The 20,587-nt window shown below is 66.5% G+C and carries 21 protein-coding genes and 1 pseudogene; 9 read left to right on the top strand and 13 right to left on the bottom strand.

Going from position 1 to position 20,587, the window contains the following annotated elements:
• Window positions 1–3: 3 nt before the first annotated feature.
• From GGQ63_RS17800 to GGQ63_RS17780, 5 genes are all read right to left on the bottom strand, one after another.
• A complete protein-coding gene (locus GGQ63_RS17800; protein WP_183857952.1) occupies window positions 4–189 on the bottom strand; it encodes a hypothetical protein in 186 nt (61 codons plus the stop codon).
• 119 nt (window positions 190–308) lie between these two features.
• Window positions 309–1,487 (bottom strand): L-rhamnonate dehydratase, encoded by a 1,179-nt coding sequence (gene rhmD / locus GGQ63_RS17795; RefSeq protein ID WP_183857951.1) that lies wholly within the window; start codon window positions 1,485–1,487, stop codon window positions 309–311.
• A complete protein-coding gene (gene rhaM / locus GGQ63_RS17790; RefSeq protein WP_183857950.1) occupies window positions 1,484–1,801 on the bottom strand; it encodes an L-rhamnose mutarotase in 318 nt (105 codons plus the stop codon). The genes rhmD and rhaM overlap by 4 nt, the downstream gene beginning before the upstream one ends.
• Window positions 1,802–1,815: 14 nt before the next feature.
• Window positions 1,816–2,613, bottom strand: a complete 798-nt coding sequence (locus GGQ63_RS17785; protein WP_183857949.1) for an FCD domain-containing protein — start codon at window positions 2,611–2,613, stop codon at window positions 1,816–1,818.
• 14 nt (window positions 2,614–2,627) lie between these two features.
• Window positions 2,628–3,503, bottom strand: a complete 876-nt coding sequence (locus tag GGQ63_RS17780) for an amidohydrolase family protein (RefSeq protein ID WP_183857948.1) — start codon at window positions 3,501–3,503, stop codon at window positions 2,628–2,630.
• 266 nt (window positions 3,504–3,769) lie between these two features.
• On the opposite strand from GGQ63_RS17780, the gene GGQ63_RS17775 reads away from it, so the two are divergent.
• Genes GGQ63_RS17775 through GGQ63_RS17750 form a run of 6 tightly spaced genes read left to right on the top strand, consistent with a single transcriptional unit; the run spans window position 3,770 to window position 10,162 of the window.
• Complete coding sequence (locus GGQ63_RS17775; protein ID WP_183857947.1) at window positions 3,770–4,801, top strand: aldo/keto reductase; 1,032 nt, start codon at window positions 3,770–3,772, stop codon at window positions 4,799–4,801.
• Between the two features lie 11 nt (window positions 4,802–4,812).
• The gene (locus GGQ63_RS17770) at window positions 4,813–6,327 is read left to right on the top strand and encodes a sugar ABC transporter ATP-binding protein (RefSeq protein WP_183857946.1); all 1,515 of its coding nucleotides are present in this window, start codon (window positions 4,813–4,815) and stop codon (window positions 6,325–6,327) included.
• The gene (locus tag GGQ63_RS17765) at window positions 6,324–7,310 is read left to right on the top strand and encodes an ABC transporter permease (protein ID WP_183857945.1); all 987 of its coding nucleotides are present in this window, start codon (window positions 6,324–6,326) and stop codon (window positions 7,308–7,310) included. Before GGQ63_RS17770 ends, GGQ63_RS17765 begins: the two co-directional genes overlap by 4 nt.
• Window positions 7,307–8,305, top strand: a complete 999-nt coding sequence (locus GGQ63_RS17760) for an ABC transporter permease (RefSeq protein ID WP_183857944.1) — start codon at window positions 7,307–7,309, stop codon at window positions 8,303–8,305. The genes GGQ63_RS17765 and GGQ63_RS17760 overlap by 4 nt, the downstream gene beginning before the upstream one ends.
• Window positions 8,306–8,347: 42 nt before the next feature.
• A complete protein-coding gene (locus GGQ63_RS17755) occupies window positions 8,348–9,358 on the top strand; it encodes a substrate-binding domain-containing protein (protein WP_183857943.1) in 1,011 nt (336 codons plus the stop codon).
• 60 nt (window positions 9,359–9,418) lie between these two features.
• Window positions 9,419–10,162 carry an SDR family NAD(P)-dependent oxidoreductase gene (locus GGQ63_RS17750; RefSeq protein WP_183857942.1) on the top strand — a complete coding sequence of 248 codons (744 nt, stop codon included), beginning with the start codon at window positions 9,419–9,421 and terminating at the stop codon, window positions 10,160–10,162.
• A gap of 49 nt (window positions 10,163–10,211) precedes the next feature.
• Here GGQ63_RS17750 and GGQ63_RS17745 read toward each other — a convergent pair whose 3' ends face one another.
• From GGQ63_RS17745 to GGQ63_RS17715, 7 genes and pseudogenes are all read right to left on the bottom strand, one after another.
• Complete coding sequence (locus tag GGQ63_RS17745) at window positions 10,212–11,312, bottom strand: branched-chain amino acid ABC transporter substrate-binding protein (RefSeq protein ID WP_183857941.1); 1,101 nt, start codon at window positions 11,310–11,312, stop codon at window positions 10,212–10,214.
• Window positions 11,313–11,448: 136 nt separating this feature from the next.
• Window positions 11,449–12,567, bottom strand: coding sequence for a branched-chain amino acid ABC transporter substrate-binding protein (locus GGQ63_RS17740; RefSeq protein WP_183857940.1), 1,119 nt, complete (start codon window positions 12,565–12,567; stop codon window positions 11,449–11,451).
• A gap of 147 nt (window positions 12,568–12,714) precedes the next feature.
• Entirely contained in the window at window positions 12,715–13,071 is a 357-nt protein-coding gene (locus tag GGQ63_RS17735; RefSeq protein WP_183857939.1) for a DUF6867 family protein, read from the bottom strand.
• Window positions 13,071–13,796, bottom strand: a complete 726-nt coding sequence (locus GGQ63_RS17730; RefSeq protein WP_183858004.1) for an ABC transporter ATP-binding protein — start codon at window positions 13,794–13,796, stop codon at window positions 13,071–13,073. The genes GGQ63_RS17735 and GGQ63_RS17730 overlap by 1 nt, the downstream gene beginning before the upstream one ends.
• An 11-nt stretch (window positions 13,797–13,807) precedes the next feature.
• A pseudogene (locus GGQ63_RS17725) lies at window positions 13,808–14,704 on the bottom strand (ABC transporter ATP-binding protein); the annotation flags it as partial.
• Window positions 14,704–16,089 (bottom strand): high-affinity branched-chain amino acid ABC transporter permease LivM, encoded by a 1,386-nt coding sequence (gene livM / locus GGQ63_RS17720; protein ID WP_183857937.1) that lies wholly within the window; start codon window positions 16,087–16,089, stop codon window positions 14,704–14,706. The gene livM and the pseudogene GGQ63_RS17725, both read right to left, overlap by 1 nt.
• Window position 16,090: 1 nt before the next feature.
• Window positions 16,091–17,008, bottom strand: a complete 918-nt coding sequence (locus GGQ63_RS17715; protein WP_183857936.1) for a branched-chain amino acid ABC transporter permease — start codon at window positions 17,006–17,008, stop codon at window positions 16,091–16,093.
• A 279-nt stretch (window positions 17,009–17,287) separates the two neighbouring features.
• On the opposite strand from GGQ63_RS17715, the gene GGQ63_RS17710 reads away from it, so the two are divergent.
• The 3 genes from GGQ63_RS17710 to GGQ63_RS17700 all read left to right on the top strand — a co-directional run bounded on the left by GGQ63_RS17710 (window position 17,288) and on the right by GGQ63_RS17700 (window position 19,584).
• The gene (locus GGQ63_RS17710; RefSeq protein ID WP_246429853.1) at window positions 17,288–17,827 is read left to right on the top strand and encodes a flavin reductase; all 540 of its coding nucleotides are present in this window, start codon (window positions 17,288–17,290) and stop codon (window positions 17,825–17,827) included.
• 111 nt (window positions 17,828–17,938) lie between these two features.
• Window positions 17,939–18,439 (top strand): DUF4365 domain-containing protein, encoded by a 501-nt coding sequence (locus GGQ63_RS17705; RefSeq protein ID WP_183857935.1) that lies wholly within the window; start codon window positions 17,939–17,941, stop codon window positions 18,437–18,439.
• A 101-nt stretch (window positions 18,440–18,540) separates the two neighbouring features.
• Entirely contained in the window at window positions 18,541–19,584 is a 1,044-nt protein-coding gene (locus GGQ63_RS17700) for a hypothetical protein (protein ID WP_210308564.1), read from the top strand.
• A gap of 7 nt (window positions 19,585–19,591) precedes the next feature.
• Here the strand turns inward: GGQ63_RS17700 and GGQ63_RS17695 are convergent, their stop codons facing one another.
• Window positions 19,592–20,479 carry a LysR family transcriptional regulator gene (locus GGQ63_RS17695; RefSeq protein WP_183857933.1) on the bottom strand — a complete coding sequence of 296 codons (888 nt, stop codon included), beginning with the start codon at window positions 20,477–20,479 and terminating at the stop codon, window positions 19,592–19,594.
• Window positions 20,480–20,587: the final 108 nt, after the last annotated feature.

Raw genomic sequence — 20,587 nt, 5'->3', positions numbered from 1 at the left:
GGCCTATTCGTCCGGGTCGCCGCCCGGCTCCTCGGAGCGTTTCGCTGTGAGGCGGCGCGGCCACCAGGCGACGCGATAGGGTCCGAGGCGCCAGACCCGCACCTTGCCGTAGATCTCGGCCGACCTGAGGCGCCGCTTGTGGCGGACCGTCAGCCGGCCGAACAGAAGCGGTATGTTGAGGATCGCCACGCTCGCGCCTCCGCCGGCATCGCCTGCAGGGAAGAGCCTAGCAGAGACGGGGCTTCCCCGCATGCCGCACGGGAAAAGGCAGAGGACGGACGGGCGCCACCGGCAGTGGCGCCCTCCGCTCAGAAGGGCGTCAGCGTCGCGCGGGTCGCGAGCTCCATGCCGAAGCCCGGGGCCGCGGAAACCTTGAGTTTCCCCTCCTTCGGCAGATCTTCGCCGACGAAGAGATCGCCGAACACCGGGCGGATCGAACGTCCGTCCGGGCTCGCCGCGACATATTCGCAGAAGGCGGCGCCGGTCTGGCTGGCGATGAAGTGGTAGGAGTACGGCCCGCTGCCGTGCGGCACCACCGGGATGTCGTAAGCCGAGGCGTGCGCGGCGATCCGCAGCAGCTCGGTCAGTCCGCCGACCCACATCACGTCCGGCTGCAGGATGTCGAGCGTCCGCTCCTCGATCAGCCGGCGGAAGCCGTAGCGCGAATATTCGTGCTCGCCGGTGGTCCATTTGACCGTCGGATGGGCCTGCTTGATCAGCCGGAAGCCCTCGACGTCGTCCGGTGCCAGCACCTCCTCCCACCAATAGATGTCGAGATGCTTCGCCGCTTCGGCGAGCCGGATCGCATAGGGCGCGGTCAGCGCCATGTAGCAGTCGACCATCAGCGGATAGGCCGTGCCGACGAGGGCGCGCTGCGTGGCGAGGTATTCGATGTTCTTTCTCAACCCCTCTTCGCCGTCGAAATGGCTGTAGGGGAGGGGCACCTTGGCGCCCCAGAAGCCGAGCGCCTTGACCGCGTCGGGCGCCGGCCCGGTGCAGTAGAAGCTGATCTCGTCGCGCGACAGGCCGCCGATCAGATTATAGACCGGCTCCTCGCGCACCTTGCCGACGAGGTCCCAGATCGCGAGGTCGACCGCGCTGATCGCCATCAGCGGCAGGCCCTTGCGGCCATAGGGGAGGGAGGCGCGGAAGAGCTCGTCCCAGATCCTGTTGAGGTTGCGGGCATCCTCGCCGACGATGAAACGGGCGAAGTGGTTCTTGATCAGCCAGGCCGCCGGCACGCCGCCATGGCCGGTCGCGACGCCGACGACACCCTCGGCCGTCTCGACCTCGACGACCAGCGAGCCGAGCACACCGATCCCCCAGCTCGACCGCCGCTCGCGATATTTCGGATAGCCCGACATCGGATTGGCGATCAGGCTGTCGATCACCCAATGGCCTTCGTTCTGCTGGAAATAGTCGCCGCCCTTGGCGGTCTGGCCGACCGTGTAGACGCGCAGGTCGGTGATCGTGAAGGAACGGCTCATGCGAGGTAGAACACGCGCTGGAGGGGAACCTGATCGGGGACGTCGTTCTCGTCGGTTGCCATGATATCGGCCATGTGCTTCCACCAGCGCTTCATCACTTCCTGCTGCGGCAGCTCGGCCATCTTGTGGTCGTCGCTGCGGGTCAGGATGCCGAAGAGGTGGTGCGTCTGCGGATCGAGCCAGATCGAATAGTCGGAGATGCCGGCCTCCTTGAGCGCGACCACCAGATCGGGGAAGATCTCGTCGTGGCGCTTCTCGTATTCCGCGGCCTCGCCGGGATTGAGCGTCATGCGGAAGGCGATCCGTTCGGGCATGGGCGTCTCCTCACTCACTTCTGCCGCTTGAGCGCGGTCATGGCCTGGATCGTGGTGTCGCGGACATGCTCGAGATGGCGGCGATAGGCCGTCGCCGCGGCCTCGGCATCGCCGGCGAGCACGGCGTCGGCGACCGCGATGTGCTGGCCGACGCTCGTCTCGATCACGCCGGGGAAGGTGCTCGCAAGCCGGCGCACGTCGAGCCCGACATCGTAGAGCCCCTGTGCCATCGTCGAGAGCAGGCGGTTATGGGCGCCGTCGTCGAGCGCCTGGTGGAACTCGATGTCGAGCAGGCGGAAGGCGACCGGATCCTCGTGGAAGGCCCGGCCGTCCGCGGCGAGCACGGCGATCCGGCGCTTCTCCTCGGGCGTGGCGCGCAGCGTGCACATCCGCACGATGTCGAGCTCGACCACCGCGCGCGCCTCGAAATGCTCGTCGACCTCGTAATCGCCCACCGACAGCATGACGTTGAAGGGCGCGATCAGCCGGCTCGGCGACAGGTCGGTGACGGTGTAGCGGCCGCCCTGGCGGCTTTCGAGCACGCCCATCAGGGTCAGCGCCTTCAGCGCCTCGCGCAGCGGCGGCCGGCTGATCGAGAAGGCGATGCCCATCTGCTGTTCGGTCGGCAGGCGGTCGCCCGGCCGCAGATTGCCGCTCTTGATCATGCCCATGATGCGGTTGGCGACCTGCTCGGCGATCGGTCGCCGGTCGAGCGAGCCGCCGAAATCGTGCTGTGTGCCGGGCTCGCCGCCCGCCGCCAGCTCGGCGAAGCGTTCGCCCGCACCCGTCTCCGGACCGCCCGCCTTGGCCACGCCGCGCCTCCCGCTCACAGACCGAGGCGATAGAAACGATTGGCATTGTCGCGGTAGATCTTGCGCAGCTCGGTCTCGGAGAGACCTTCGAGCGCCCGGTCGAGCACCGCAACCCATCCTTCCATCGTCGTCGCCTGCAGGCAGATCGGATAGTCGCCGCCATAGATCGTGCGCTCGACACCGAAGCTCTCGAGCGTCGCGTCGATATAGGGCCGCAGATCCGCTTCGGTCCAGTTGCGGTGGTCCGCCTCGACCGGCAGGTCGGACAGCTTGATCGACAGATTGGGATGCTGCGCCAGCTCGGCGAGATCGTCGCGGAACTGGGCGAGCGCGCCCTCGGCGATGCCGGGCTTGCCGCAATGGTCGAGGATCATCGGCACGTTCGGGATCCGCTTCACGAACGCCCGGACGATGTCCATCTGGGTGTGGTTGACGTTGATCTCGAAGTGCAGGCCGAACTTCCCGAGCGTGTTGACGCCCTCGATGAAGCGCTCGGAAAGCGTCAGGGCGCGTGGGTCCGCGTCGAACTCGACGATGCGGCGGATACCCTTCACGGTCGGGTGCTTCTCGACCATCTCGGCGAGCATCGGTTCCACCGCGGCGCCCCATTCGAGCGGCGCCATCGGCACGATGGCCTTGATACGGGGATCGCGCTGCGCCTCCTCTTCGACGAAGGCGATCTCTTCCAGGTATTGGCCGCCGCCGGTCCAGAAATCGGCGTAGCATTCGAGGAACACCATCGCCTCGATCTCCAGCCCGCCGCAATCCCGCCGGTAGTCCTCGACGTGATAGGGATGGCCGAACAGAGGATGACCTTCGAAGGCGCTGTATTTCAGCCGTGTCTGGTCCCAGACGTGCAGATGCGTGTCGATGATCGGGAAGGCGGGCATGGCGGGCTCCCTGCGAGCGTCAATCGGCGCGAGGAGGCGCGAGGCCCATCCGCCGGCTCGCGCGCCGACTGGCGCGGACCGCCGCTCGAAGGCCGACGACCGGCATCGCAGAACCTCCCTCCCGCTCAAGGGCGCCGTCTTGCCGCGGCGCTCGTCAGCCAGTTGGTCGGAGCGGCTGGAACTTGTCAAACTAATTTTTGTCTGACAAGCTACCGGACAAGAGGAGAGCGGCGGGGACGCCGACGAGCCCGGGAGGAGCCGAGACCATGAACGATCTGCTTTCGACGCGCCGCAAGGTGGGGTCCACCACGCTCGGCGTGCCCGGCTTCGGCTTCGGCAGCGCCCATATCGGCGAGATGTATGCGGTGGTCGACGAGGCCGACTCGCGCGCCACGCTCGACGCGGCCTGGGATGTCGGCGTGCGCCTCTACGACACCGCCCCCTGGTATGGCCGCGGTCTTTCCGAGCACCGCATCGGCGGGCTCCTCCGCACCAAGCCGCGCGACGAATTCGTCGTCACGACCAAGGTCGGCCGCACGCTGCACCGTCCGAAGGACCCGAAGAATTTCGACCGCTCCCCGTGGAAGGGCGGCCTCAATTTCGAGGTTCATTTCGACTATTCCTATGACGGCATCATGCGCTCCTACGAGCAGGCGCTGCAGCGCCTCGCGCTCGATACCGTAGACGCCCTGATCATCCACGATCTCGACGCCCAGTATCACCCGGTCGGCTATGAGGAGCACCGCAAGGCGCTGCGCGACACCGGCATGAAGGCCCTCGAGGAGCTGAAGCGCTCCGGCGACATCCAGGCCTACGGCATGGGCATCAACACCGACGAGGCGCTCGAGAACACCGCGACCCAGGTCGATCTCGACTTCGTGCTCGTCGCGATGCCCTACACCCTGCTCGATCAGGCGAGCCTCGAGCGCGGCATGGCGACTTGCGTCAAGCGCAACGTCAGCGTGATCATCGGCGCGCCGTTTGCCTCCGGCATTCTCGTCACCGGGTCGAAGAGCAACGCCAAATACGGCTACGCCTCCGCCCCGCCGGAGGTGCAGGCGAAGGTCCGCGCACTCGAGGCGGTCGCCGAGGCGCATCACGTGCCGCTCTCGGCCGCGGCGCTGCAATTCGTGCTCGCCCATCCGGCCGTCGTCGCGACCATCCCCGGCGCGGTGCGGCCGAGCGAGGTCAAGGAGAATGTCGCAGCGCTCGCCCTGCCGATCCCGGCCGCCTTCTGGTCCGACCTGAAGACGCAGGGGCTGATCCATCCCGACGCGCCGGTTCCGGCCGGCGCCTGAGGTCTTCTGCCATGCCGGACGCCGTTCCGCTCATTGCCGCGCGCGGCATCTCGAAGCAGTTCGCTGCCATCGAGGTGCTGCGCGACGTCGATCTCGACCTCTTTCCGGGCGAGATCCATGCCCTGCTCGGCGAGAACGGCGCCGGCAAATCGACCTTCGCCAAGATCCTCGCCGGCGTGCACCGGCCGAGCCGCGGCACGCTCGCGCTCGCCGGCGAGCCGATCGAACTCGCCAGCCCGCACGCCGCGCAGCGCCGCGGCATCACGCTGATCCATCAGGAACCGATCTCCTTCCCCGATCTCTCGGTCGCCGAGAATCTCGTGCTCGGCCGGGGCGACGGGTCGCTGCTCGGTCGGGTGCCCTGGGCGGAGATGACGCGCGAGGCGCGCCGGCTGATGGACCTGCTCGGGGTCCGCATCGATGTGACGCTGCCGATGCGCGGCCTGTCGATCGCCGACCAGCAGATGGTCGAGATCGCGCGGGCGCTGGCGAGCGACAGCCGGCTCATCATCATGGACGAGCCGACGGCGCCGCTCACCCCCAAGGAGGTCGAGACGCTGTTCACGATCGCCCGCCGGCTGCGCGACGAGGGCCGCACCATCATCTTCATCAGCCATCGGCTGGAGGAGGTGAGGGCGCTCTGCGACCGGGTGACGATCTTCCGCGATGGCGCCCGCATCGAGACCGCGCCGATCGAGGCGCTCTCCGACGCCGACATCATCCGCCTGATGATCGGCCGCCCACTCAAGGAATACATGCACAAGGAGAAGGCAACGATCGGCGCGGTCGCGCTCGCCGTCGAGAACCTCTCCCTGCCCGGCTATTTCAGCGACATCAGCTTCGAGGTGAGGGCGGGGGAGATCGTCGGTCTCGGCGGCCTCGTCGGCGCCGGCCGGACCGATGTGGCGCGCGCCATCTTCGGCATCGCGCCGGCCGAGAGCGGCCGCGTGCTCGTCGAGGGCAGGCCGGTGACGATCGCCGAGCCGAGCGACGCGATCGCGCTCGGCCTCGCTTTCGTGCCGGAGGATCGGGCGGTCGCCGGCATCTTCCGCAGCCTCTCGGTCGAGCAGAACATTTCGGCCGCTGTGCCGGCGAAGATCGCGCCCGGCGGCGTGATCCGCCGCTCGGTCGAGCGGGCGCTCGCGATGGACGCGGTGAAGCGGCTGCGCATCCGGCTCGCCTCGCTCCGCCAGCCGATCGGCGAGCTGTCGGGCGGCAACCAGCAGAAGGCGATCCTCGCCCGCTGGCTGCTCACCGACCCCAAGGTGCTGATCCTCGACGAGCCGACCCGCGGCATCGACATCGGCGTCAAGGCCGAGTTCTACGACATGATCGGCGAGCTCGCGGCGAGCGGCCGCGCCATCCTGCTCATCTCATCCGAACTTCCCGAACTGCTCGCGCTGTGCGACCGCATCCTCGTCATGGCGGAGGGAAGGCTCACCGCCGATATCCCGCGCGCCGAGGCGAGCCAGGAGGTGGTGATGTCGGCGGCGGTGCCCCGTGTGCGGGAGGCGGCCGCCGCATGACGACGATCCGTTCCATCCTCGGCCGGCGCGAAGCCGGCATCTTCGTCATGATCGTGCTGTTCGCGATCGCCGTCGGCATCGCCAAGCCGCAGTTCCTGACCCTCAACAGCCTGAGGATCGTGCTGCTGCTCGTGCCGCTGATCCTGATCGGCGCGATGGGCCAGATGCTCGTCATCCTCGCCCGCCATGTCGATCTGTCGATCGGCTCGGTGCTCGGCTTCTCCGCCATGGTGACGGGCATGATGTTCCGCTACCACCCGGAGATCTGGTGGCCGCTCGGTTTCCTGCTCTCGGTCGGCATCGGCGCCGGGCTCGGTCTCCTCAACGGCGTGCTGGTGACGGTCTTCCGGCTGCCGGCGATCATCGTCACGCTCGGCACGCTCAATCTCTATCGCGGCCTCACCTATATCGTCTCCGACGCGCGGCAGATCGACCGGCAATATGTGCCCTCGGCGCTGAAGGCGATGTCGCAGACCTCGCCGATCTTCGGCATCCCCTGGATCATCTTCATCAGCTTCGCCGTCGTCTTCGCGACCTGGTGGTTCCTGATGCACACCCGGCTCGGCCGGCAGATCTACGCGCTCGGCTCGAACCCCGTGGCGGCGCCGCTGCGCGGCATCGACGTGACCGGGGTGACGCTGCTCGTCTTCACCATCTCCGGCGCCCTGTCGGGCCTCGCCGGCATCCTCTATGCGAGCCGCTGGGGCTTCGTGAACCCGTCGAACACCGGCGCCGGCTTCGAATTCCAGGTGATCGCCGCGGTCGTCATCGGTGGCGTGTCGATCAATGGCGGCGTCGGCACGGTGCTCGGCACCTTCTTCGGCGTCATCCTGCTCGGCTGTGTCGCCGCGGCGTTGCCGCTCCTCGGCATTGCCGGCACGACGCAGAATGCGATTTACGGCGCCGTCATCATCGTCGCGCTCCTGATCGACCGCACCGTGCGCCGACAGGGCGTCAAGAGCCTCGCGAGGGCCCGCGCATGACGACGGTCGAACGACGCTCGGTCGCCGCGGGCCGCGAATCCGCACCGCCCCGGCCGCTCTGGCACACCGTGCTCGTCCGGCCGGAGACGATGACGCTCGTCCTGCTGGTCGTCGCGGTCTTTGCCGCGAGCGCGCTGTCGCCCTATTTCCTCGATCTCTCCTACATCCTGCGCAGCTTCACCCTTTCCGCCGAGTTCGCGATCGTCGCGCTCGTGCTGACGATGATCATCATTGCCGGCGAGATCGACCTGTCGCCGGCGGCGAACATGGCGCTCTCCGCCTGCCTCTTCGCCTATGCGCAGGCGGCCGGCGTGCCGATGCCGCTCGCCATCCTGATCGGCCTCGGCGCCGGCGTGCTGATGGGTGTGCTGAACGGGCTGATGGTCATCGGCCTGCAACTGCCCTCGATCATCGTGACGATCGGCACGATGATCTTCTACCGCGGCGTCGCGCAGGTGATCGCCGGCGACAAGTCGATCCGTGTGCCGGACTGGTTCATCGGCATCAACAATGTGTTCATCGTCGGCGTGCCGGTCCCGGTCGTCGTCTTCATCGTGCTGTCGATCGTGCTCGGTCTCGTGCTCGGGGTGACCGTCTTCGGCCGGCAGATCTATCAGATCGGCACCAATGAGATCGCCGCCCGGCACGCCGGCATCCGCAGCCGGCGAATCAAGATGATCCTCTTCATCCTGATCGGCTTCGTGAGCGCCGCCGCCGGCCTGATGACCGCCTCGCGGCTCGGTTCGGTGCGCTACGATCTCGGGCTCGGCGGGGAATTGCAGATGGTGCTGATGGCGATGCTCGGCGGCACCTACATCTTCGGCGGCCGCGGCACCATTCTCGGCACGTTCCTCGCCGCCTGGCTGCTCGTCATCGTCTCGACCGGCATGACGGTCGCCAATCTCCTGCCGGCGACGCAGCTCACCGTCCTCGGCATCCTGCTCATCGTGTCGATCATCGCGACCAACGCGATCTATTCCCGCGCCCAGAGGTAGCGGCAAACCAACCGGAAGACCGGACCAACCAGGAGGAAAGCAATGCTCAGGAAGACCCTTCTCGGCCTCGCCGCCGGCGTCGCCATGACGACCGCCGGCTTCGCATCGGCCGCCATGGCGCAGGACGCGCTCAAGATGGTGTTCATCGGCAAGAACACCGGCAATCCCTATTTCGACAGCCTGACCAACGGCTTCGTCGAAGGCTGCAAGGCGCTCGGCTGCGAGTTCGAGTTCGTCGCGCCGGCGACCGCCGAGGCGACCTCGCAGATCCCCTTCATCGAGGCGCAGATCCAGCGCGGCGTCGACGTGATCGCCATTTCGCCGAACAGCCCGGACGCGCTCAACCAGGTGTTCGACGATGCCCGCTCGAAGGGCATTCTGGTGCTGACGGTGAACGGCGACATCACCGGCAATGAGAGCCACCGCGACGCGACCATCCTGCCGACCAATTTCGACAATGTCGGCAAGGACCAGGTCGAGATGGTCGGCTCGCTGATCGGCTATGAGGGCGAGATCGCCATCCTCTCGGCGACCACCGAGGCGCCCGATCAGAACAAGTGGATCGAGGGCATGAAGGCGACCCTCGCCAGCGACGCCAAATATGCGAAGATGAAGCTCGTCGCGACCGTCTATGGCGACGACCAGCCGGAGAAGTCGACGACGGAGATGGAGGCCCTCCTGTCGAACTATCCGGACCTGAAGGGCGTGATTGCTCCGACCACGGTCGGCATCGCCGCCGCCGCTCAGGTCGTGCAGTCGCGCGGCATCGCCGAGCAGGTGAAGGTCACCGGCCTCGGCCTGCCGAGCGAGATGCGCGACTTCGTCAAGGACGGCACGGTGACCGCCTTCCAGCTCTGGTCGCCCTATAACGAGGGCTGGCTCGCCGCCCATTTCGCGAAGGGCGTCAAGGAAGGCACGATCAAGAACGAGGTCGGCTCGACCTTCGAGGTGCCCGACCTCGGCACCATCACGATCAATCCCGGCAATTCGATCAACACCCAGGCCGCGCTGACCACCTTCAACGCCGGCAATATCGACGACTTCAACTTCTGATCCGGACGGGGCGCCGCGCGTCGGCGCCCCGCTCCTGCAATCGCGGCACGGACACCGACCATGAACAGCTACGACTTCGAAAACCGCGTCGCGATCGTCACCGGCGGCGGCCAGGGCATCGGCCTCGCCGTCGCCGAGCGCATGCTCGCGAGCGGCGCCTCCGTCTCGGTCTGGGACCGCGACCAGGCGCTGCTCGATGCGCTCGCCGGCAAGTCGGACCGCCTGCAGACCGTCAATGTCGACATCGGCGATCTCGCCTCGGTCGAGAACGGCGTCGCGGCGGTGAAGGACCGTTTCGGCAAGATCGACGTGCTCGTCAACAATGCGGCGATCGTCGGCCCCAACGCCAACACTTGGGAATACCCGCCGCAGGCCTTCATGGACGTCGTCCATATCGGGCTCGTCGGCATGTTCTTCTGCTGCCGCGCGGTGGTGCCCCACATGATCGCGCAGAATTACGGCCGCATCGTCAATCTCTCCTCGGTCGCGGGCAAGGAGGGCAATCCGAAGGCTCCCGCCTATTCCTCGACCAAGGCGGCGGTGCTCGCGCTTACGAAGTCGCTCGGCAAGGAACTCGCCGCCTATGACATCGCGGTCAATGCGGTGACCCCGGCCGTCGCCAAGACCACGATGGCGCTGAGCCAGGAGCCGGAGTTCCTGAAGATGATCCTCTCCAAGATCCCGCGCAACCGCATGCTCGAGCTGACCGAGGCGGCCTCGATGATCTGCTTCCTCGCCTCGGCGGAGAATTCCTTCACGACCGGCGCCACCTTCGACCTGTCGGGCGGCCGGGCCACCTATTGAGGCCGTTCCGGCCTGCCTCGAAGGGCGGGCGCGAAGCCGCGCCGGCCGTTCAATCGGCCGGTGCGAAGCCTCGTTCGTCCCAGCGATAGAGCGCATAGAAGTCGAGCCGGGCGTCGCCCTTGGCGTCGAACGAGACAGGACCGATCAGGGTCGGCGTCTCCCCCGCCGCGAGCGCCGCGGCGAGAGCCGGACCGTCGCGCGCCGGCGCGGTCGCCGCCGCGGCGGCGAAGAGCTGCACCGCGGCATAGGCGGGCAGGACGTAACCTTCCGGCTCTGTCCCCGAAGCCCGGATCGCCGCGGCGGTCACCGCGGTGCCCGGCGCGGTCCGCCAATCCCTAAAGAACGAGAACAGCGTGCCGGCGACCGCTTCGCCGGCCGCCACCCGGTATTCGCTGGTCGCGAGGGCGTCGCCACCGATCACCACCGCCTTCGAGCCGCGGACCCGCAGCGCTTCCACGATCAGCGCGACATCGTTGTGCCAGCCGCCGATCATGACGGCGTCGATCGCGTCGTCGACGAGGCGTCCGGCGAGCGCCCGATAGTCGCGCGCGCCGGGCTGATAGGTCTCGACGAGCGCCTCGCGCTTGCCCGCAGCGTTCATCGCCGCCCGCGTCGCCTCCGCGAGCCCCTTGCCGTAACTCGATCCGTCGTCGAGCACGGCGACGCGCCCGTCGGCAAAGCGGCGGGCGAGCTCCGCGCCGAGGAAAGCACCCTGGCCGTCATCGCGCGCGGCGAGGCGGAAGACGGTCGGCCCGGCACGCTCGTCGCTGAGGCCGTTCGCCGTCACGCCCGGCGTGATCGCGAGTGTTCCGCTCTTCGCATAGACGGCGGCGGCGGCCTCCGCCGCACCGGCGCAGAGATGGCCGAGCACGAACACATCGCCGCGGCCGATCGCCCGGTTCGCCGCCGCGACCGCGTCGTCCGCCCGGCAGGCGTCGTCCTCGACATCGAGCACCAGCCGATCGCCGCCGATCCCGCCGGTGGCATTGATGTCCGCCACCGCCTTTTCGGCTCCGGCGCGGAGCTGCGCGCCGAGTATGTCATAGGGACCCGTCATCGGCCCGATGACGGCGATGCGGAGATCGGCTGCGGCCGGTCCGGATGCGCAGAGGGCGAGAAGCGGGAGGAGGCGGACGAGGGCAGGGCGCATGCGGATCGGCTTCGGTTTCGACGGCGGCGCCATCATGGCAGAGCCGGGCCGCGCTGTCGCCCGGCGCCGGCCGGCCGAAAAAAGAACGCCCGCCCCGTGGCAACGGGGGCGGGCGTCGCAGCCGGATAGTCCGGGCTTATTCGAGCTCGGTGTAGGTGATCTTGCCGTCGGCGTTCGCCTTCCAGACATACATCACATAGTCCGGACGGGTGATGTCGCCCTTCTCGTCATAGCCGATCTCGCCGATCACGGTCGACCACGGGCCGCCCGACTTGATGGTCTCCGCGACCTTCTGGGCGTCGTTGGTGCCGGCCTTGGCGGCCGCCTGCGCGAGGATCTGCACCGCGGCATAGGAGTAGAGCGTATAGGCCTCCGGCTCGAAGCCGGCGTCACGGAACTTCTTGACGACCTCCTGGGCGGCCGGGTTCCTGCGCGGATCGGGCGCGAAGGTCATCAGCGTGCCTTCGGTCGCCGGCCCGCCGATCGAGGCGAACTCGTCGGAGGTGATGCCGTCACCCGACATCAGCACGGCCTTGAGGCCCTGCTCGGCCGCCTGGCGGACGATCAGGCCGGCCTCGGTGTGCAGGCCGCCATAATAGATGACCTCGACATTCGCGGCCTTCATCTTCGAGATGAGCGCCGAGAAGTCCTTCTCGCCGACATTGATGCCTTCATAGAGCGCCTCGGTAACACCGGCGGCGTTCATCGCCTTCTTGGTCTCGTCGGCGAGGCCCTGGCCGTAGGGGGTCTTGTCGTGGATGACGGCGACCGCCTTGCCCTTCAGATTGTCGACGATGTATTTGCCGGCGACCGCGCCCTGCTGGTCGTCGCGACCGCAGGTGCGGAACGTGTTCCACAGGCCGCGTTCGGTGTAGGTCGGGTTGGTCGAGGCCGGGGTGATCTGGACAATGCCGTTTTCGGCATAGACTTCCGAAGTCGGGATCGAGACACCCGAATTGAAGTGGCCGACCACCCAGGTGACGCCGTCGCCGACGAACTTGTTGGCGACCGAAACGCCCTGCTTCGGATCGGAGACGTCGTCGCCGAGCGACAGCGAGATCTGCTCGCCATTGACGCCGCCCGCCGCGTTGATGTCGGCGATCGCCTGCTCGGCGCCCTTCTGGAGCTGCGCGCCGAAGGCCGCGTTGGCGCCGGTCAGCGGACCCGCGACGCCGAGCTTGATCTCGGCCTGGGCCGTGCCGGCCATCGCCAGACCCGCCACGAGGGCGAGACCGGACAAGAGATGCTTCTTCATGGATCGTCTCCCGTTTGTACTGGAAGGTGGATCTCGATCCCCCGAGATCCCATCGGCGGATGACAGGCTCGCCTTGTCCGGCATCTTGCCGATTTCTGTGAGGCTGTCATCCGGATTCGCATGGTGTCGCCCGGCCTCATCTTCCGCTCAGGCGACGATCTGCTTATCGCGCCAGGAAAACGGACCGGATCTTTCGTAGAGCCAATAATACTGGTCGACCATCTGGTTCGTCCGCGTGAAACGATAGCCGGCGATGCCGATCACGAGCAGGATGACGAGGTCGACGACGAAGTACTGCGGCGCGATCAACGTTCCGCCGAACAGCGAGAAATGGATGAATCGCACCGCGCAGGCGAGGATGACGAGATAGACGAGGAGCGAGCCGAGCGGCCTCCACGTCAGCGCGCAGGCCCGGCCGGTCATCCAGGCACCGAGACCGCCGAGAACGAGGGTGACGAAGAGGAAGACGCCGAACGACGCCTCCTCGTAGAGAACGCCCTGCATCAGTGCCGCCCCCCTTCGAGATAGGCCGCGCGGATCTCCGGCTTCTCGAGCAGTTCCCGCCCCGTGCCGCTCATCGTGATCAAGCCGTTCACCATCACATAGCCGCGATGGGCGAGGCGGAGCGCATGATAGGCATTCTGCTCGACGAGAAAGACCGTCAATCCCTCGGTCCGGTTCAGTTCGTCGATCGCCTCGAAGATCTGCTTGACGATCAGCGGCGCGAGGCCGAGCGACGGCTCGTCGAGCATCAGCAGCTTCGGTCGCGTCATGAGCGCCCGGGCGATGGCGAGCATCTGCTGCTCCCCGCCCGACAGCGTGCCGCCGCGCTGCCCGATGCGCTCCTTGAGCCGCGGGAAGAGGGTGAACACCCGTTCCACGTCCTGGTCGAAATAGGCGAGCTTGTCGAGCGCCGCGCCCATCTGCAGGTTCTCGAGTACGGTCATGCGCGGGAAGATGCGCCGCCCCTCGGGCGACTGGGCGATCCTGAGCCGGGCGATCTCGTGCGTCGGCATGCGCGTGATGTCGCGGCCCTCGAAGGTGATGGAGCCCTCGCGCGCCTGGGGGCTGCCACAGATCGTCATCATCAGCGTCGACTTGCCGGCGCCGTTGGCCCCGATCAGGGTGACGATCTCGCCGCGCTTCACGTCGACGTCGACGCCCTTCAGCGCGATGATCTTGCCGTAATAGGTCTTGACGCCGCGCACCTGCAGCAGCGGCCCTTCCATGGTCGCGCTCACGCCTGCGCCTCCTCGGCGATCTCGTCGAGCGTCTCCTCGACCTTCCCGACCTCTTCGTCGTCGACGCCGAGATAAGCGGCGATGACGCGCGGATCGGCCTTCACCTCGGCCGGTGCCCCATCCGAGATCTTCACCCCATATTCGAGCACCACGACGTGATCCGAAATCTCCATCACCACCGACATGTCGTGCTCGATCAGCAGGATCGAGGTCTTCTCGGTCTCCCGGATCGACAGCAGCAGCGCGTTCAGCTCCGCCGATTCCCGCGGATTGAGGCCGGCCGCCGGCTCGTCGAGGCAGAGCAGTTCGGGCTGGGTACACATTGCGCGGGCGATCTCGAGCCGACGCTGCGCGCCATAGGGCAGGTCGCCGGCCGGGTCGTCGGCGCGGGTGGTGAGGCCGGTCTTGTCGAGCCAGTAGCGGGCGCGATCGATCGCCGCCTTTTCGGCTTGGTGAAAGCTCGGCACGCCGAGAATGCCGAGGATCGACCAGCCCGAGGCGGCCATCAGGCGGTTGTGCTGCGCGACGAGGAGGTTCTCGAGCAGCGTCATGCCGGAGAACAGGCGGATGTTCTGGAACGTGCGCGCGACCTTCGCCTTCGCCGAGATCTTGAAGTCCGGCATGCGCTCGAGAAGGTAGCGGTCGCCGTCGGCATGGGTCAGCGTCAGCATGCCCTGCGTCGGCTTATAGAAGCCGGTGATGCAGTTGAAGACCGTGGTCTTGCCGGCGCCGTTCGGGCCGATCAGCGCGGTGATCTCGCCGCGGCCCGCCTCGAAGGAGAGATCGCGCACGGCGACGAGGCCGCCGAAGCGCATCGAGACGTGGTCGACCCTGAGCACGGGGTCGGCCTGCCATGTCCTGCCGCCCACGGGGGCGGTCGCGAGGGCGTGAGCCATCAGCCGTGCCCCTCCTTCACGAGCGAGCCGGAGATCGCCCTGCGCTCGGTGAGGAAGACGGTCGGCTGGCGGGCGGAGACGAAGCCGCGCGGGCGCCAGATCATGATGGAGACCATGGCGAGGCCGAAGATCAGCATGCGGAATTGATCGGGGTTGAAGTCGTTGCCGAACACCGCCTTCAGGAAGGTGAGCTCGCGCAGCATCTCCGAGCCGCCGATCATCGCCACCGCGGCGACGGCGACGCCGATCAGGGAGCCCATGCCGCCGAGCACGACGATCGCCACGATGATCGCCGATTCCATGAAGATGAAGGATTCGGGGCTGACGAAGCCCTGGCGGGCGGCGAAGAAGGAGCCGGCGAAGCCGCCGAACATGGCGCCGATCGCGAAGGCGGTCAGCTTGGTGATGGTGGTGTTGATGCCGAGCGAGCGGCAGGCGATCTCATCCTCGCGGAGCGCCTCCCAGGCCCGGCCGATCGGCAGCCGCCGCAGCCGGATGGTGACGAAGGCGGTCAACAGAGCGAGCGCCAGGATCAGATAATAGAGGAAGATCTTGTAGTGCGTGCCCGACATCGGCAATCCGAAGGACTTCGCGAAATTGTTCGGCGCGCTGACGTCGAAGGAATAGAGGCCGAACAGGGTCACCTTCGGGATCGAGGAGATGCCCGCGGAGCCATTGGTCAGCTCGCGGAAATTGATGAGCACGAGGCGGATGATCTCACCGAAGGCGAGCGTCACGATGGCGAGATAGTCGCCGCGGAGCCGCAGGACCGGGAAGCCGAGAATGATGCCCCAGAGCGCAGCGAGAATTCCGGCGAGCGGCAGCAGCAGCCAGAAGGACAGGCCGAAATGCGTCGCGAGGAGCGCATAGGCATAGGCGCCCACGGCATAGAAGGCGACATAGCCGAGATCGAGCAGGCCGGCGAGGCCTACGACGATGTTGAGGCCCCAGCCGAGCATCACATAGATGAGGATCTGGATGCCGAAATTGTCGACCCATTTCAGCGAGCCCTGCAGGCCGAAGAGGCTCAGCATCAGGGCCGGATAGACGATGAGGAAGACGAGGCCGGCGGGCGGCAGGAAGCGGCCGACCGTCTGGCGCAGCGCGCCGGGCTCGCCGGCCGCCGGCCGGTCGCGCAGCTTGCGGTCGGCGAGCGCCGGCCAGATCACGGTGCGCAACAGGAAGCGGCCGACGACGACGATGCCGACGATGACCGCCACCGTCACCCAATGCAGCTCGAGCACGACCTCGTTGCGCATGTTCTGCTCGGTCCTGAGGCCGACCAGCGGGCCGAACAGGCCGAGGGCGATGACGCCTGCGAGCAAAGCGTCCTTGACGGCGGCGCCGATGTCGGAGCCGGCCGTGGCACGAGAGGGGGCGCTCATCTCACACCTTCTCGACTTCGGGTCGCCCGAGAATGCCCTGCGGCATGAAGATCAGCACGATCGCGAGGATCGAGAAAGCCGCGACATCCTTGTAATCGATCGAGAAATAGCCCGACCAGAAGGTCTCGATGAGGCCGATCAGCAGGCCGCCGAGCACAGCGCCGGGCAGCGAGCCGATGCCGCCGAGCACCGCCGCCGTGAACGCCTTGACGCCGGGAACGAAGCCGTCGGCGAAATGCACGACGCCGTAATACATCAGATACATGGAGCCGGCGACGGCGGCGAGCGAGGCGCCCATCACGAAGGTGAGCGAGATCGTCCGGTCGACATTGACGCCGAGCAGCGCCGCCATCTTGCGGTCCTGCTCGCAGGCGCGCTGCGCCCGGCCGAGCGGCGTCTTCTGCACCACATACCAGAAGGCGGCGAGCAGCACGGCGGTGACGAGCACGATGATGATCTGCTTGTACGAGACCGTGACCGCGAAGCCGTCGCGCTCCATCAGGTCGATCGTGCCGTTCACCATCGGCGGGACCGGCTTGTTGCGCGGGCCCTGCGCCACCTGGATGAAGTTCGACAGCACGATCGACATGCCGATCGCCGAGATCAGCGGGGCGAGCCGGAACGAACCGCGCAAGGGCCGGTAGGCAACCCGCTCGATGGTCCAGGAGAGCAGGCCGGTCAGCACCATGGCGAGGATCATCGCCAGCAGAAGCGCGATGATCGGCGTGCCGATCCCCAGGATCGTCATGAACAGGAGGAAGAAGATCAGCGCGAAGAAGGCCGAGACCATGAACACATCGCCATGGGAGAAATTCACCATGCCGATGATGCCGAACACCATCGTGTAGCCGATGGCGATCAGGCCATAGATCGAGCCCAGCGTGACCCCATTGATCAATTGCTGGAGAAAGATTTCCATTCAAGATCCCCACGAAGCGGTGGCTTTGCGCCGCTTACCCCGGAGCCCGCTTTTTGTTCGGCTCCTAGTTTGAACCTCTGGCTTAGCAAGTCGCCACGCACAAAACAACAGCATCGAAAGTCGGAGGGGCCGGCGGGGCCGTCGGCATCGCCGCTTCCCCGCCGGTCCGCCGGCGCCTATCTAGGGGTCGGCGGGGCCGCGTCGCGTCCCCTTGCGCGGCCGCGGCCGCCGGTCGCGTTCCCCCGACGCGGCCGGGCCGCCTGAGGAGAGAAGCAGGCCTTGCCGGTCGACAACCGAACAGACGCCCGCGGCGGCGCTCCGAACGATGAGGCGGAGGACGCCGATCTCGATCCCGGCATCTTTCGCGAGGCGATGAGCCGGGTCGGCGCCTCGGTGCACATCGTGACGACCGCCGGCCCGGGCGGGCGGATCGGCGTCACCGTCTCGGCGGTCACCTCGGTGTCCGACCGGCCGCCGCTCGTGCTCGTCTGCCTCAACCGGACGAGCCGGTCGCACGCCGTCTTCGCCGCCAATCCGGTGTTCTGCGTCAACACGCTGTCGGCGGCCGACACCGCGCTCGCCGATCTGTTCGCCGGCAAGGGCGGCGCGTCGATGGACGAGCGCTTTTCCGCCGCCGCCTGGCTGACCCTCGCGACCGGCGCGCCGGCGCTCGAACGGGCGCGCGCGAGCCTCGACTGCCGGGTCGAGCGGATCGTCGAGGCGGGCTCCCATGCCGTTTTCTTCGGCCGTGTGGAAGCCGTCCGCGTCGGCGGCCTCACCCCGCCGCTCTTCTATGTCGACCGGGCGTATCGGAGCTGAGGGGTGTGTGGTCAAGGCGGGACGTAACCTCGACGTGTGGCGGCGTCCCGATACAGCATATGTTGCGCGGGGATTGCCTTCTTCTCCATAATCGTCGCGCTGGAGGGGGCGATGAATGATAGGCTCATAACGACCACAGATCGAGAGGAGCAGCTCTCTAGGATCTATGTCGACGCTGTTGCGGCGGCTGCTGGCTACGTTGTTGCGAAGCAGGACTTCGACAGAGATGGTGTCGATGTCCAGATTCGGGCTGGCGCCCCAATGCGTCCGTCCTTGGATGTCCAGCTGAAGGCAACCATAAACCTCGGTCGTCCGAATGGCGGTGTATTTCGGTATGCTTTGAAGCGGCGGAACTATGATTTTTTGCGAGAACAGACTTTAGTGCCCCGTATCTTGGTCGTCTTGGATCTCCCGCGCGATGAGGTTCAGTGGCTGACCATTACGCCAACCGAACTGATTCTCCGCCGGTGCGCTTATTGGACAAGCCTTCTCGGTGCGCCCGAGACGGAGAACGCGGGAACTGTTACCATTCCAATTAGCCATCAGAATCGCTTCGATATCGAGGGTTTGCGTCGATTGATGGATCTGGCCCGCGTGGGTACGCCAATATGAAAGCACAAATTCTAGACGGAGAGTCTCTGCGGGCCATATCGCCTGCGGCGTTAGCCGCATTCGCTCGCGCCGAAGGGTGGCAGAAGGCGGAGCCCTACGGAATGCATGCCGATGTCTATAGCGCGAATCTGAAGCCAGATATCATTCTTCCAAGAACCGATCGGCTCGCAGATTATGCGTCAATTGTTTCTAGGCTGATACATATATTTTCTGAGGACACAGAGAAGGACGAAATTTCGACCTATAGGGACTTGGTCGGGGCCGACCGAGATATCATTAGAGTGCGTGCTTTGGGCGCGGATGATGATGGCTCCCTACCGCTAGATACTGGCGTGAAGCTCATCGAGAGGGCCCGTGACATGCTGCTCGCAGCAGCGTGCGCTGTTCGAGCGCCTCAGCCGCTCTATAGGGCCGGCGCAAATCGAGAAGCAACGGAGTACATGCGGAGGGTAAAGCTGGGCCAGACGGAGCATGGGAGTTTTATTGTGACTTTACTCTCTCCCGTGCCTCCAAAACTAGGCCAAACTCAGCTGGCCTTTAATTCCGAGTGGACCCCGATCGAGGAGGAGCCCATTGAGCGGCAGGTAACCCGGCGGCTTGTCAACGCTCTGGAAGCCTCCCGGAATGCGGCGGAACTGGCCGCCGCCGGAAACCCTTTGGCATTTGAAGAAGCGGTTGCCGCTGGAGTGAGTGCGAACCTTTGCGAGGCCGTTGCCGATCTGATTGATTTATCGCAGGGGCTTGATGTCAGCGTAGCGTGGGCTCGAACGCGACCTGTGCCCGAGCCTCAGCGCAAGGTTCGCTTTTCACAGAACGATGCGGAAATTCTAAGAGAGGCCAGCAGGACGTTTCGCCTCCGTGTGCCTGAGCCAGACGTTACTCTCTATGGAACTGTTCATAAGCTGAAGCGCGATCATGATGAAGTGGAGGGTATTGTAACCCTGAAAGCGATTGTCAATGATAAAACGCAATCCGTGAAGGCCGTTCTCGATCAGGAGAATTATAGGATTGCAGTTCAAGCTCACGAAAAGAAGGCGCCTGTCATCTTGACAGGCGATCTGGAGCGGGTGGGTGAACGTTGGCAACTTAGCCGTGTTTCAGTTATTCGGCTGATTTCTACAGACCACGACGAGGACGGTGAGTAGCGTCTATTCACCCCCTCACAAAATCGACAAACGCCCTCAACCCCGCCGGCATCAGCCGGCGTTCCGGATAATAGAGATACGGTCCCGGGAACGGTTCGCTCCAGGCGTCGAGCGTGGTTTCGAGGCGGGCGGCGGCGAGGTCTTCGAGGACGTAATCCTCGAAGGTGAACCACAGGCCGAGGCCGGCGAGGCAGGCGGCGCGGGCGGCGGCGGGCTCCGTCGTCGCGAAGGGGCCGCCGCGCGGGTCGAGCGTCACGGCGCGGCCGTCGCGCTCGAGCAGCCAGGCCGCCAGGTTGCCGCGCGGAAAGATGTGGTTGAAGCAGCGGTGGCGGGCGAGATCGGCGGGCGTCTGCGGCCGGCCATGGGCGGCGAAATAGGCCGGCGCGCCGACGATGCGGAAACGCTGCGGCCCGCCGAGCGGCACGGCGATCATGTCCTGGTCGAGATGCTCGCCATAGCGCACCCCGGCGTCGAAGCCGGCGCCGACGATGTCGACGAAGGATTCGTCGGCGACCACTTCCACGCGCATCTCCGGCTGTTCGGCGAGGAAGCCGAGCACATAGGGCATCAGCCGGTGTTCGAGCGCCGGGCGCGGCGCGTTGATGCGGAGCGTCCCCTTCGGCGCGGCGGAATGCGCGCCCACCGCGGCGACCGCATCGCCGATCGCCGCGAGCGCCGGGCCGACGGCATCGAGCAATGCGCGGCCCGCCTCGGTGAGCGCGACGCTGCGCGTCGTCCGGTTGAAGAGGCGGACGCCGAGCCGGGCCTCGAGCGCGCGGATGCGCTCCGACAGCGCCGGTGCGGAGAGGCCGAGCTGATGCGCCGCGCGGCGGAAGTTGAGATGCCGCGCCACCACGGCGAAGAGCTGCAGCCCGTCGAGATCGTCGACACGCATTGTTCGCCTCGGCCGAATGAGCCATGCGGGATTATCGGGATTAATCCTAACAGAGCGAGCGCCTAGTTTCCACGTCATCGGCGGCGGCACGGACCCCGAGCGTCTCTC

Source organism: Prosthecomicrobium pneumaticum (genome assembly GCF_014199915.1).
In the GTDB taxonomy this organism is placed as follows: domain Bacteria; phylum Pseudomonadota; class Alphaproteobacteria; order Rhizobiales; family Kaistiaceae; genus Prosthecomicrobium; species Prosthecomicrobium pneumaticum.
The sequence above is the reverse complement of the archived record's forward strand: the minus strand, read 5'-3'. Positions and strand labels throughout refer to the sequence as shown.